Here is a 12,519-nt window from a genome sequence, read left to right as displayed (position 1 = left end):
CGGGGACGGCGGGGCCGTGCGCGCGGCACGGCGAGGACCAGTCTGCACCACCATCCTGGACGGCGGGTGGCAGGCGCACCGGGCCACGACGACGGCCGGTGCGCCTCCCGGGAGGAGACGCACCGGCCGTCGCGGGGTGTCCGGGGGGGGCGCCTCAGCGGCGCAGGATCCGGCGGGCCAGCCGGTTGCCCACCACCTGCACGAGCTGGACCAGGACCACGATGACGGCGACCGCCGCCCACGTGACCTCGTCGTTGAACCGCTGGTAGCCGAGCCGCAGGGCGAAGTCGCCCAGGCCGCCGGCGCCGATGGCCCCGGCCATCGCGGACATGTCCGTGATGCCGATGACCAGGAAGGTGTAGCCGAGCACCAGGGGCCCCAGCGCCTCGGGCAGGATCACCGTGGTGATGATCCTGCCGCGGGAGACGCCCATCGAGCGGGCCGCCTCGACGACACCGGGGTCCACGCTCATGAGGTTCTGCTCGACGATCCGTGCCACGGCGAACATCGCGCCGATCGTCATCGCGAAGATCGCCGCGTTGGGCCCGAGCCGGGTGCCGACGACGTCCTGGGTCACCGGTCCGAGCGCGGCCAGCAGGATGATGAACGGGATCGGCCGGACGAAGTTCACCACGAGGTTGAGGCCCTCGTGGACCGCGCGGTTCTCCAGGATGTTGCCGCGGCGGGTGACGTAGAGGCCCACGCCCACGAGCAGGCCGAGCAGGCCGGCGAGCAGCAGCGTGACGGCCACCATGTACAGGGTCTCCCCGAGCGCGGCCAGCAGCTCGGGTCCCAGGACGGACCAGTCGTTCACGCGGCCACCTCTCTCAGGGTCGTGATGCGGGACATCTCGTCGACCACGGCCTGCACGGCCGTGTCCTCGCCCGTCAGCTCGAAGGTCAGGGACCCGAAGGACTGCTCCTGGAGCACGCTGATCCCGCCGTAGGCGATGGTGAAGCGGACCCCGCGGGCGGCGCCGTCGGAGAGCACCCCGCCGATGTCCACGCCGTCGCCGACGTCGACGATCACCAGGCGCCCGCGGTGGGCGCGGCGCAGCCGCTCCACCTCGCGGGCGTCGGGCTCCGAGTGCAGGACGGAGGAGACGAAGCGGTGGGCGGTCTCGGTGCGGGGCCGGGCGAAGATGTCCACGGTCGAGCCGTGCTCCACGACCTTCCCGTCCTGCATCACGGCCACGCGGTCCGCGATCGCCCGGACCACGTCCATCTCGTGGGTGATGATCACGATGGTGATGCCCAGCTCCCGGTTGACCCGCTGCAGCACCTGCAGCACCTCCTGCGTGGTCTCCGGGTCGAGGGCGCTCGTCGACTCGTCGGCCAGGAGCAGCTTCGGGCTGGTCGCCAGGGCGCGGGCGATGCCCACGCGCTGCTTCTGCCCGCCGGAGAGCTGCTCCGGGTAGTTGCCGGCGCGCGCGGCCAGGCCCACGAACTCGAGCAGCTCGGCCACCCGCGCCCGGCGCTTCTCCTTCGGCCAGCCGGCCCGCTTGAGCGGGTACTCGACGTTGCCGGCGACGGTGCGGGAGGTGAAGAGGTTGAACTGCTGGAAGATCATGCCGATCTCCTGCCGCACCGGCGCCAGCTCGGTCTCGCGCCGGCCGGCCACCTCGAAGCCCTCCACGGTCAGGGAGCCGGAGGTGATGGGCTCGAGCCCGTTGATCAGGCGCACGAGGGTGGACTTGCCCGCCCCGGAGTAGCCGATCACGCCGAAGATCTCGCCGCGGCGGACGTCGAGGCTGACGTCGTCGACCGCCACCACCTCGCGCGCCGCCCGGCCGGAGCCGGTGCGGAAGGTCTTGGAGACGTTGCTGAAGCGCACGAGCACCTCGTCCGGGCGCCCGGGTGCGGACGGCCCGGTGGGGACCGCCGCGCTCACTGCTCCTGGTCCTTGAGCTCCTGCTGGTAGCGCTCCGTCAACTCCTGCAGCTCCTGCTGCTCCAGCTGCAGCGGGACGGCGGTGTCCTTGGTCTCCGTCATCTCGGCGTCGAGCACGGGCTGCTCGTGGTAGAGGTCGGCCACCTGCCGGAGGGTCTCGTCGTCGGCGAGCTCCTCGGTCGTGGTGAACAGGTTGACGTAGGCGCGGGAGCCCTCGGCGTCGGGGTCGTCCTGGGCGAGCGCGGACTTCGGGTCGATGTCCGCCCGGGAGAGGAAGTCGTTGTTGATGACCGAGCCGGCCACCGAGTCGAGCGAGAGCACCGTCTGCTCCGCGGAGACCGGGGTGACCGTCACCGTCGAGGCCTCGGTGTCGACGTCGAGCTCGGTGGGGATGAGGGTGTCGGAGGTCAGCTCGACCAGCCCGGCGGCCTCGAGCACGAGCAGCGCGCGGGAGAGGTTCACGGCGTCGTTGGGCACCGCGATCTCGTCGCCCTCCTGGAACTGCTCCACGGAGTCGTACTGGTTGGAGTACAGGCCCAGCGGGTAGATCGAGGTCGAGCCGACCGGGGTGATCGAGCCCCCCGCGGAGTTGTTGTAGTCGGCGAGGAACGGGATGTGCTGGAACCAGGTCATCTCCACGTCGCCGGACTCGTTGGCGGGGTTCGGCTGGTTGTAGTCGGAGAAGTCGACGTACTCGACGGTGATGCCCTGCTCCTCGGCCAGCTGCTTGAGGGCGTCGTGGGTCGGGTCGGTGCCCACGACACCGATGGTGACCTTGTCGTCGGCGAGGACGCCCTCGCCGGAGGACTCCCCCGCGGAGCCGCCGCAGGCGGTGAGGGCGAGGCCGAGGGTGGTGGCCAGGGCGAGGAAGGGGAGGCGCTGCGATCGCATGTGGTGCCTTTCCGTGGGTCCGTAGGTGTCGGAGGTGTCCACCAGGGCCGGGATCCGGCGGCGTCGGCCGATCGGCGCGCGGAAGGGCGCGGGAGGCGTCGAGCCGTACTTGCCGCCGGCCGTCGTCGGCCGTGGCCGGATGGTTCACCTGGGGCACCCCACTACGGGAGAGGGTTGCCGCCCAGCCAGCCAGGGCTTCGTGCTGGGACTCGTCATCCGGCCGACAGACTAGCACGGACGCGCCGTGGCCCGCGGGCCGGGTCAGCGGGCGAGGACCTCGCGGGCCCGGCGGCGGGCCCAGTGCTCGGCCGCCAGGACGGCCTCGAGCTCGAGCGGGCCGCCGTCGTCGTGCCCGTCCAGCACCGCCTCGACCGTGTCCACGATGGCCGGGAAGCGGATGCGGCCGTCGTGGAAGGCGTGCACGGCCTCCTCGTTGGCCGCGTTGAACACCGCGGGGAAGGTCCCGCCCCGCTCCCCCGCCGCCTTGATCAGCTCGACGGCCGGGAACGCCACGGGGTCCAGGGGCTCGAAGGTCCACTCGGTGGCGCGCGTCCAGTCGCACGCCGGGGCGGCCCCGGGCACCCGGTGGGGCCAGGCCAGGCCGAGGGCGATGGGCAGGCGCATGTCCGGGGGCGAGGCCTGGGCGAGGGTGGAGCCGTCCACGAACTGGACCATGGAGTGGACCACCGACTGGGGGTGGACCACCACGTCGATCCGCTCGAGGGGGACGTCGAAGAGCAGGTGGGCCTCGAGCACCTCGAGGGCCTTGTTCACCATGGACGCCGAGTTGGTCGTCACCATCAGGCCCATGTCCCACGTGGGGTGGCGCAGCGCGTCCTGCGGCGTGACCGCCTCGAGCTCCGCCCGGGACCGGCCGCGGAACGGCCCGCCCGAGGCCGTCAGCACGAGCCGGTCCACCTCCCCGGCGGAGCCGCCGCGCAGCGCCTGCGCGAGCGCCGAGTGCTCGGAGTCCACGGGGATCAGCGCGTCGGGGTCCCCGGTGGCCACCGCGGCGGCCTTGACGAGGGCGCCGCCGGCGATCAGCGACTCCTTGTTCGCCAGCGCGAGCTTGTGCCCGGCCCGCAGCGCCGCCAGCGTGGGCGCGAGCCCGATGGAGCCGGTGATGCCGTTGAGGACCAGGTCCGCGCCGGGGTGGGCGGCGGCCGCCGACGCCGCGGCGGGCCCGTGCTCGATCTCGGGGCGGTAGTCCCCCATCCCGGCGGCCGCGGCCCGCTCCGCGATCAGCCGGGCCAGCCGGGCGGCGTCCTGGCCGGTGCCGCTCGTGGCCACGAGCGCGGCGCGGGTCTCGACGGCCTGTTCGGCCAGCAGCTCGAGGTGGTTCCGCCCGGCGGCGAGGGCGACCACGGTGAACGGGGCCCGGCCCTCGAGTTCGCGGGCCGCCCGCACGACGTCGAGGGCCTGGGTGCCGATCGAGCCGGTCGAGCCGAGGACGCTGATCCTGCGGGGACCGGCGGCGACCAGGGCCGCCAGCTCGGGCGTCTGCCGGGTGCGGGGCGAGGAGGCGGGGGGCGTCATGGCCCCAGTATCCCCCGGATCCCCCCGCGGGCCCGCCCCGGACGCGGATGCCGGTCCCGGCGCGGACGCCACGAGGCCCCGTCCACCGGGAACGGTGGACGGGGCCTCGTGGACCGGTGGGACCGGGTCAGTGCGTGCGGCCCTTGCGGCCGGTGACCGCGCCCCAGATGAAGAGCACGATGAGCGCTCCCACGACGGCGGTGATGATGGTGCCGATGTCGAACACGGACTCCAGGTCGCCGATGCCGATCAGCGACCCCAGGAAGCCTCCGAGGAGGGCCCCGACGATGCCGAGGACCATGGTGACGAGAATGCCGCCGCCCTGGTTGCCCGGCATGATGAGCTTGGCGAGAGCACCGGCGATGAGGCCGAGGACGATCCAGCTGATGATTCCCATGATTGCTCCTTATCCGTCCCGGGAGGGACTTTCATTGTAAGCAACCGGCGAGTTCCCCAGGAATACCCTGAGCCGGCTTCGTCGCCAACCCTAGCGGACGCTCAGCCTCCTGTCTTTTTACTTCAGTGAATACGCGCGTGTCCGCCGAACACGGACCGGCCCGCCCGAAGCCGGGGCTTCGGGCGGGCCGGGGATCGTCCCAGGTGGGAGCGGATCTGCCTCAGTGGGCGACGGGCTTCTCCGCCCCGATGCCTGTGAGGGAGCGCACCTCCATCTCGGACTGCTTGACCGGGTCCTCGAGACGGCGCTCCGTCATGGAACCGATGAAGCCGAGGAGGAAGGAGGCCGGGATCGAGACGATGCCCGGGTTCTGCAGCGGGAACCACGCGAAGTCGGCGGTCGGGATCATCGACGTCTCGGTGCCGGACATGACCGGGGAGAAGATGATGAGCCCCACGGAGATGATCAGGCCGCCGTACATGGACCAGACCGCGCCGCGGGTGGTGAAGCGGCGCCAGTACAGGGAGTACAGGATGGTCGGCAGGTTCGCCGAGGCCGCGACCGCGAAGGCGAGCGCCACGAGGAACGCGACGTTCTGGCCCTGCGCGCCGATGCCGCCCGCGATGGAGACGAGGCCGATGACCACCACGGTGGTCTTGGCGACCTTCAGCTCCTTGCGGGGGTCGGAGTCGCCCTTCTTGATGACACTGGTGTAGATGTCGTGCGCGAAGGACGCCGAGGCGGTGATGGCCAGGCCGGCGACGACCGCGAGGATCGTGGCGAAGGCCACCGCCGCGATGATGCCCATCAGCAGCGAGCCGCCGAGCTCGAACGCCAGCAGCGGTGCCGCGGAGTTCACGCCGCCGGGGGCCGCCTGGATCCGCTCGGCGCCGATGAGGGCCGCCGCGCCGAAGCCCAGGATCAGGGTGAAGAGGTAGAACAGGCCGATCAGCGCGATGGCCCAGACCACGGAGGTGCGGGCCTCCTTGGCGGTCGGCACCGTGTAGAAGCGCATCAGCACGTGGGGCAGGCCCGCGGCGCCGAAGACGAGGGCCAGGCCCAGGGAGATGAAGTCCAGCTTGCTGGTCTCGCTCACGCCGTACTTCAGGCCCGGCTCGAGGATGGCCGGGTTGCCGGAGACGGCGACCGCGTCACCGAGCAGGGACGAGAAGTTGAAGCCGTACAGCGCCAGGATCCAGACGGTCATGACCGCCACGCCGGAGACCAGGAGCACCGCCTTGATGATCTGCACGTAGGTGGTGCCCTTCATGCCGCCCACGAGGACGTAGACGATCATGAGCACGCCCACGACCACGATCACGAGGGACTGCCCGGCCCGGGATCCGATGCCCAGCAGCAGGGACACCAGGGCGCCGGCGCCGGCCATCTGCGCCAGCAGGTAGAAGGCGGACACGGCGAGGGTGGAGATGGACGCCGCCACGCGCACGGGGCGCTGGCGCAGGCGGAAGGACAGCACGTCCGCCATCGTGAACTTGCCGGTGTTGCGCAGGAGCTCCGCGATCAGCAGCAGCGCCACGAGCCAGGCCACGAGGAAGCCGATCGAGTACAGGAACCCGTCGTAGCCCTGGATGGCGATCGCGCCCACGATGCCCAGGAAGGACGCCGCCGAGAGGTAGTCGCCGGCGATGGCCAGGCCGTTCTGGGTGCCGCTGAAGCCGCGGCCGCCGGCGTAGTAGTCGGCCGCCGTGGCCGTGGACTTCGAGGCCCGCAGGACGATGACCATCGTGACGACGACGAACGCGCCGAAGATGGAGATGTTGATCCAGGGCGTGCCGACCGTCTCCGTGGTGCCGGCCGCCATGGGCACGAGCGCGGAGTGCAGAGGATTCATCGATCAGTTCTCCTGTCCGTGGGCGCCGCGGGGGAGGTCGAGGGCGGGCTCGAGGCGCTCCCGGATGGCCGTGGCTTTCGGGTCCAGCTTGCGGTTGGCGAAGGACACGTAGGCGCCCGTGATCGCGAAGGTCGTGACGAACTGGAGCAGGCCCAGGACGACGCCGAGGTTGACGTTGCCGATGACCTGGATGGCGAACAGCTGCGGCACGTACATGGCGAGCACCACGTACAGCAGGTACCAGACCAGGAACACGACGGCGAGCGGGAAGACGAAACCACGGTGGGTCTTCCGCAGCTCCTGGAACTCTGGCGACCGCTGGGCCGCGGGGAAGTCGACGTCGGCGACGAGGTCGTCGGCGTCGATGGGTGGCTGGTTGGCCATGGGCTACCTCCTCATGTGATGTGGCCCACACTAGGCCGTTGTATGCACAGGAGCAAGACGCAACGCCCAAAAGTTCCTGTTCAGCGGTCAAACATGACATGCGGCGGCGTTTCTGGACGTTGCCTGGTCCAGCATGTATACACAGGGCCGTTGGGCGGCGCGGTTCAGCGGACGGCCAGGAGCAGTTGGACGGCGCGGTCCAGGAAGGCGTCCACCTGCTGCTCCTCGTAGCTGCGCTCGCCCTGCGCGGGCGGGAAGACGGCCCGCCGCAGCTCGGCCGGCTCCAGGGGGACCGCGCCCGTCAGCCGGGCGCCGAGGCGCTCGCACAGGACGTCCACGTGCGCCGCGGAGTAGCCCTGGGCCCGGGGCCGGGAGGGGCGCCGGAAGCGCTGGGTGCGCGGGCGGTCGAGACGGTTCCGGAGCAGCCGCGCCAGGGCGTCGACGTGCTCCTGCCAGGCCTCGGGGCCCCGGACGCGCAGGCACTGCTCGCGCTCCGCCGCGGCGAGCGCGTCCTCGGCGGCCTCCAGGAGCTCGTCCACGGCCTCCGGCCGGTAGCCGCCCCGGGCGGCGGCGAAGGCGACCGCGCGGACCTGGGTGCTCGTCAGGGCCCGTGGACGTTCGCCGGCGGGCCCAACTGGGGCGAACCCGTCCGGGGCGGGCCCGTCCGGGGCGTCCCCGAGGGCCGCCCGCACGGCGACCAGGACGTCGTCCACCTGCTCGACGTCGTAGCCCCGTTCGGCCGGGCTGCACCGGGGGATGCGAGCGGTGGGAGGCCGGGCTCCCGGGGGTTCGGAGGGCATGTGCTGCGGTTCCTCGACTCCCGGCTCAGGCGCCCGCGGCGAACAGCTCGAAGAGCAGGTACCCGGCGGGGACGGCGAAGAGGATGGAGTCGATCCGGTCCATCACTCCCCCGTGGCCGGGCAGCAGGGTGCCCATGTCCTTGATCCCCAGCTCCCGCTTGACCATGGACTCGGAGAAGTCGCCGAGGGTGGCCGCCAGGACGAGGACCGCGGCCAGCACGGCGCCCTCCCACCAGGCGTGGTCGAGCAGCAGGACGGCGCACAGCACGCCGATGACCACCGAGCCGCCGAGCGAACCGGCGAAGCCCTCCCAGGACTTCTTGGGACTGATCCGCGGCGCCATGGGGTGGCGGCCCCAGACGACTCCCACGGCGTAGCCGCACGTGTCGGAGCCGATGGCCAGCAGGATCACGGTGAGCACCTTCAGCGGGCCGGCCTCGGTGTGGTAGAGCAGCAGGGCGATGCTGAGCAGGAAGCCCACCCACACCAGGGCGAAGACCGAGCCCATGATCGACAGGACCATGCCGTCCCGGTCCCCCAGGGCCCGCCACACGATGACGAGCGTCAGCCCCACGATCACGGCCATCATGAGCGCCTCGCCGCCGCCGGCGAAGGCGGCGACCGGCATCAGCACGCCCGCCGTCACCGCGGGCACGCGCGGGATCGCGATGTCGCGGTAGCGCAGCGACCGGCCGACCTCCCAGACCCCGATCCCCGCGGCCGTCCCGGCGAAGAGCGCCAGGACGAGGGGCTGGACGAACAGCCCGACGAGGAGGGTCCCGATGAGCACCACGGCGACGCCCACGGCGGCCGGCAGGTTCCGGCCGGCGCGGGAGGGCGCAGTGTGCCGGCGCCCCGGGGCCGGCACGGCGCCGTCCGGGACGGGCTCGGCCCGGGTCCGCGAGGAGAAGGCCCCCCCGGCGGTGCCGGGGGAAGCCTTCGTCTCCTGGTGCGGTCGTCGCTGGTGCGGCATCAGACCTGCAGCAGCTCGGCTTCCTTGTTCTTGAGCATCTCGTCGATCTGGTCGATGTGCTTCTTGGTCGAGGCGTCGAGGTCCTTCTCGGCGCGCTTGCCCTCGTCCTCGCCGATGTCGCCGTCCTTGACGGCCTTCTCGATCAGGTCCTTGGCGTGCCGGCGGATGTTCCGCACGGAGACGCGGGCCTCCTCGGCCTTGTGCCCGACGACCTTCACGTACTCCTTGCGCCGCTCCTGCGTCAGCTCCGGCATGACCACGCGGATGACGTTGCCGTCGTTGGCGGGGTTCGCCCCGATGTCCGAGTTGCGCAGCGCCTTCTCGATGTCGTTCAGGGCGGAGCGGTCGTACGGCGTGATGAGCAGGGTGCGGGCCTCGGGGTTCTGGAAGGAGGCGAGCTGCTGGAGCGGGGTGGGAGTGCCGTAGTACTCGACCAGCACGCCCGAGAAGAGGGAGGGGTTGGCCCGGCCCGTGCGGACCGCGGCGAAGTCCTCCTTGGCGCCGTCCACGGCCTTGCCCATCTTGGTCTTCGCTTCGGACATGGTCTCTGAGATCACGTAGGGGCTCCTTCGTCGTGTCGCACGGAGTCCTCCGCGCGGGGTCGGTCCGGCCGGTCGCTGCGCGGTGACCGCGCGGCCCGGCCGTGCTGGCCCCAGTCTAACCGGGGGCCGTCCCGCACCGGCTCACGCGGTGACGAGGGTGCCGATCTGCTCCCCGAGGATGGCGCGGGTGACGTTGCCCTCGCCCTCCATGCCGAACACGCGCATCGTCACGTCGTTGTCGCGGCACAGGCTGAAGGCGGTCTGGTCCATGACCCGGATGTCGCGGGCCAGGGCCTCGCCGTAGGTGAGGGTGGACAGCCGCTGGGCGTCCGGGTTGGTGCGGGGGTCCGCGGTGTAGACGCCGTCCACCCCGTTCTTCGCCATGAGCACCTCGTCCGCGTGCACCTCGAGGGCGCGCTGGGCGGCGACGGTGTCGGTCGAGAAGTAGGGCAGCCCGGCGCCGGCGCCGAAGATCACGACGCGGTCCTTCTCCATGTGGCGGATGGCCCGGCGGGGGATGTAGACCTCGGCCACCTGCTCCATCTTGATCGCGGACTGCACCCGGGTGTCCACTCCGCACTGCTCGAGGAAGTCCTGCAGCGCCAGGCAGTTCATGACGGTGCCGAGCATCCCCATGTAGTCCGCCCGGGACCGGTCCATGCCGGCCTGGGAGAGCTCCGCGCCGCGGAAGAAGTTGCCGCCCCCCACCACGACGGCCGTCTCGACCTGGCCCACGGTGGCGGCGATCTGCTCGGCGATGTCGCGGACCACGCGCGTGTCCACCCCGATGGAGCCGCCGCCGAACACCTCGCCCGAGAGCTTGAGGAGCACCCGGCGGCGGGTGGGGGCGACCCGGGGGTCCCTGCTCAGGCGCAGGGCCTCGTCCTTGATCTCGGAGGCAGAAGTGGTGGGCATGGTTCCTCCCGGCGACGACGGAGCTGCGTGGACGGCTCGACCCCGCGAGGGTGCAGCTGGCTCGGGGCCGGGCCTCACTCAGCATACAGAACACGTCCGCCCGCCGACGCCGCCCCCGGAGGCACTGGGAGCATCGCCGCAGGTCGGAACGGAAACGACGAAGGAGGCGCCCCTGCGGTGCAGGGGCGCCTCCTCGGCTGGGGCGCGGGGCGCCCGGACGGGACCGGTCAGGCGCCGACGCGGAAGCGGGCGAAGGCCGTGGCGGTCGCGCCGGCCTCCTCGAGCACCTTGCCGACGGTCTTCTTCGAGTCCTTGGCGAAGTCCTGGTCGAGCAGGACGACGTCCTTGAAGTAGCCCTTGAGCCGGCCGTTGATGATGTTCGGCAGGATCTTCTCCGGCTTGCCCTCGGCGCGGGCGGTCTCCTCGGCCACGCGCTTCTCCGACTCGACGGTCTCGGCGGGCACGTCCTCCTGGGAGAGGAACGTCGGGGACATCGCGGCGATGTGCACGGCGACGTCGTGGGCGACCTGGCCCGCGTCGGCGCCGGCGACGGCCAGCAGCACGCCGACCTGGGCCGGGAGGTCCTTGGAGGTCTTGTGCAGGTAGACGGCCACGTTCTCGCCCTCGACCCGGGCGATGCGGCGGACGACGACCTTCTCGCCGAGCAGCGCACCGGTCTCGGTGACGAGCTCGGAGACGGCCTTGCCGTCGACCTGGGCGTCCAGGAGGGCCTCGAGGGTGGCGGCGTCGGCGGCCACGGCGGCGTCGAGCACCTTGTTGCCGAACTCGACGAACGGGGCGGACTTCGCCACGAAGTCGGTCTCGGAGTTGACCTCGACCATGTACCCGACGGTGCCCTCGACGCGCGCGGCGACGAGACCCTCGGCCGTGGCCCGGCCCTCGCGCTTGGTGACGCCCTTGAGGCCCTTGACGCGGATGATCTCCTGGGCCTTCTGGAGGTCGCCGTCGGCCTCGTCGAGCGCCTTCTTGACGTCGAGCATGCCCGCGCCGGTGCGCTCGCGCAGGGCCTTGATCTCAGCGGCGGTGTAGTTCGCCATGGAAACTCCTCACGTAGTCGGTGGTGCCGGCCGGGACGGGCGCGTGCCCGTCCCGGCCGGCCCCGGGCGGGGACGGCGCCCCGACCGGGGGGAACGAACGGTGGACGGAGACTACTCGGCGGCGGTCTCGGTCTCGGCCGGGGCCTCGGCCTCGGCGGGGGCCTCGGTCGCGGCGGCCGTCTCGGCCGGAGCGGCGGCCTCGGCGGGGGCCTCGGCCGCGGCGGTCTGCTCGGCGGCGTGCTGCTCGAGCAGCTCGCGCTCCCACTCGGCCATCGGCTCGGCGGCCTGGTCGGCGCCGCCGGACTTCTTGTTGTGGCGCTCCATGAGGCCCTCGGCCACGGCGTCGGCGATCACGCGGGTCAGCAGGTTGACGGAGCGGATGGCGTCGTCGTTGCCCGGGATCGGGAAGGCGACCTCGTCGGGGTCGCAGTTGGTGTCGAGGATCGCGACGACGGGGATGCCCAGCTTCTGGGCCTCGTCCACCGCGAGGTGCTCCTTCTTGGTGTCCACGATCCAGATCAGGGACGGGGCCTTGGTCAGGTTGCGGATGCCGCCGAGGGTGCGCTCCAGCTTCTCCTTCTCGCGGCGCAGGAGCAGCAACTCCTTCTTCGTGTACTGCGAGCCGGCGACGTCGTCGAAGTCGATCTCCTCGAGCTCCTTCATGCGCTCGATGCGCTTGGAGACCGTGGCGAAGTTGGTGAGCATGCCGCCGAGCCAGCGGTGGTTCACGTAGGGCATGCCCACGCGGGTGGCCTGCTCGGCGATGGCCTCCTGGGCCTGCTTCTTGGTGCCGACGAAGAGGATGGTGCCGCCGTGGGCCACGGTGGTCTTCACGGCCTCGTAGGCGCGGTCGATGAAGGACAGCGACTGCTGGAGGTCGATGATGTAGATGCCGTTGCGCTCGGTGAAGATGAAGCGCTTCATCTTCGGGTTCCAGCGGCGGGTCTGGTGGCCGAAGTGCACGCCGCTGTCGAGGAGCTGGCGCATGGTAACGACAGACATGTCGTCTCCTTGTTCTCGTGCGGGAGGGCGTGCGACGACGCCCGGCCCGCGGGTACGGTTCTCGGCTGCGTCCGGCGGACGAGCCCCTGGCACAGCGGTGGGCGGACCCTGCGGGTCCGTCTCCCGGCCGCCGTGCCGCACCCCGCCGGGACGGGGAACGCGGACCGGGGCGGCCGGGCCGGGACGAGAGGCCCCGGCGGCGCTGCGCGCGAAGTCAGCTGCTCGCCACCGCGCCGCCGGCTCCGGCGTCGGGGCCGGGTCCGGGAAGGTCGCGAGGGCA

Annotated in this window: 13 protein-coding genes and 1 riboswitch; all 13 genes read right to left on the bottom strand. The window is 71.8% G+C overall.

Annotated features, from left to right (window positions below; genetic code table 11):
• Positions 1 to 154: 154 nt before the first annotated feature.
• Positions 155 to 754 carry a methionine ABC transporter permease gene (locus RCG67_RS14815; protein WP_082697010.1) on the bottom strand — a complete coding sequence of 200 codons (600 nt, stop codon included), beginning with the start codon at positions 752 to 754 and terminating at the stop codon, positions 155 to 157.
• 56 nt (positions 755 to 810) lie between these two features.
• Complete coding sequence (locus RCG67_RS14810; RefSeq protein ID WP_368827370.1) at positions 811 to 1,890, bottom strand: methionine ABC transporter ATP-binding protein; 1,080 nt, start codon at positions 1,888 to 1,890, stop codon at positions 811 to 813.
• Positions 1,887 to 2,780: a MetQ/NlpA family ABC transporter substrate-binding protein gene (locus RCG67_RS14805; RefSeq protein WP_368827369.1), complete on the bottom strand. Its 894-nt coding sequence runs from the start codon at positions 2,778 to 2,780 to the stop codon at positions 1,887 to 1,889. The genes RCG67_RS14810 and RCG67_RS14805 overlap by 4 nt, the downstream gene beginning before the upstream one ends.
• Positions 2,781 to 2,880: 100 nt before the next feature.
• A riboswitch (SAM riboswitch) is annotated at positions 2,881 to 2,997 on the bottom strand.
• 44 nt (positions 2,998 to 3,041) lie between these two features.
• Positions 3,042 to 4,316: a 1-deoxy-D-xylulose-5-phosphate reductoisomerase gene (gene dxr / locus RCG67_RS14800; RefSeq protein ID WP_368827368.1), complete on the bottom strand. Its 1,275-nt coding sequence runs from the start codon at positions 4,314 to 4,316 to the stop codon at positions 3,042 to 3,044.
• 127 nt (positions 4,317 to 4,443) lie between these two features.
• Positions 4,444 to 4,713 carry a GlsB/YeaQ/YmgE family stress response membrane protein gene (locus tag RCG67_RS14795; RefSeq protein ID WP_058873483.1) on the bottom strand — a complete coding sequence of 90 codons (270 nt, stop codon included), beginning with the start codon at positions 4,711 to 4,713 and terminating at the stop codon, positions 4,444 to 4,446.
• Positions 4,714 to 4,933: 220 nt separating this feature from the next.
• Positions 4,934 to 6,565 carry a monocarboxylic acid transporter gene (locus RCG67_RS14790; RefSeq protein ID WP_368827365.1) on the bottom strand — a complete coding sequence of 544 codons (1,632 nt, stop codon included), beginning with the start codon at positions 6,563 to 6,565 and terminating at the stop codon, positions 4,934 to 4,936.
• Positions 6,566 to 6,568: 3 nt separating this feature from the next.
• On the bottom strand, positions 6,569 to 6,949 hold the full coding sequence (locus RCG67_RS14785) for a DUF485 domain-containing protein (RefSeq protein ID WP_368827363.1): 381 nt from the start codon (positions 6,947 to 6,949) through the stop codon (positions 6,569 to 6,571).
• 164 nt (positions 6,950 to 7,113) lie between these two features.
• Positions 7,114 to 7,749, bottom strand: coding sequence for a DivIVA domain-containing protein (locus RCG67_RS14780; RefSeq protein ID WP_368827361.1), 636 nt, complete (start codon positions 7,747 to 7,749; stop codon positions 7,114 to 7,116).
• 25 nt (positions 7,750 to 7,774) lie between these two features.
• Positions 7,775 to 8,722 (bottom strand): phosphatidate cytidylyltransferase, encoded by a 948-nt coding sequence (locus RCG67_RS14775; RefSeq protein ID WP_368827359.1) that lies wholly within the window; start codon positions 8,720 to 8,722, stop codon positions 7,775 to 7,777.
• Positions 8,722 to 9,279 carry a ribosome recycling factor gene (gene frr, locus RCG67_RS14770; protein ID WP_058873478.1) on the bottom strand — a complete coding sequence of 186 codons (558 nt, stop codon included), beginning with the start codon at positions 9,277 to 9,279 and terminating at the stop codon, positions 8,722 to 8,724. The genes RCG67_RS14775 and frr overlap by 1 nt, the downstream gene beginning before the upstream one ends.
• Positions 9,280 to 9,405: 126 nt before the next feature.
• Positions 9,406 to 10,179: a UMP kinase gene (gene pyrH, locus RCG67_RS14765; RefSeq protein ID WP_231738297.1), complete on the bottom strand. Its 774-nt coding sequence runs from the start codon at positions 10,177 to 10,179 to the stop codon at positions 9,406 to 9,408.
• A 227-nt stretch (positions 10,180 to 10,406) separates the two neighbouring features.
• On the bottom strand, positions 10,407 to 11,237 hold the full coding sequence (tsf, locus tag RCG67_RS14760) for a translation elongation factor Ts (RefSeq protein WP_368827356.1): 831 nt from the start codon (positions 11,235 to 11,237) through the stop codon (positions 10,407 to 10,409).
• A 111-nt stretch (positions 11,238 to 11,348) separates the two neighbouring features.
• A complete protein-coding gene (rpsB, locus tag RCG67_RS14755) occupies positions 11,349 to 12,239 on the bottom strand; it encodes a 30S ribosomal protein S2 (protein ID WP_368827353.1) in 891 nt (296 codons plus the stop codon).
• Positions 12,240 to 12,519: the final 280 nt, after the last annotated feature.

This window comes from Kocuria cellulosilytica (assembly GCF_040981245.1).
Classification (GTDB): Bacteria; Actinomycetota; Actinomycetes; order Actinomycetales; family Micrococcaceae; genus Kocuria; species Kocuria cellulosilytica.
This window is presented reverse-complemented; position numbering and strand designations above follow the sequence as displayed.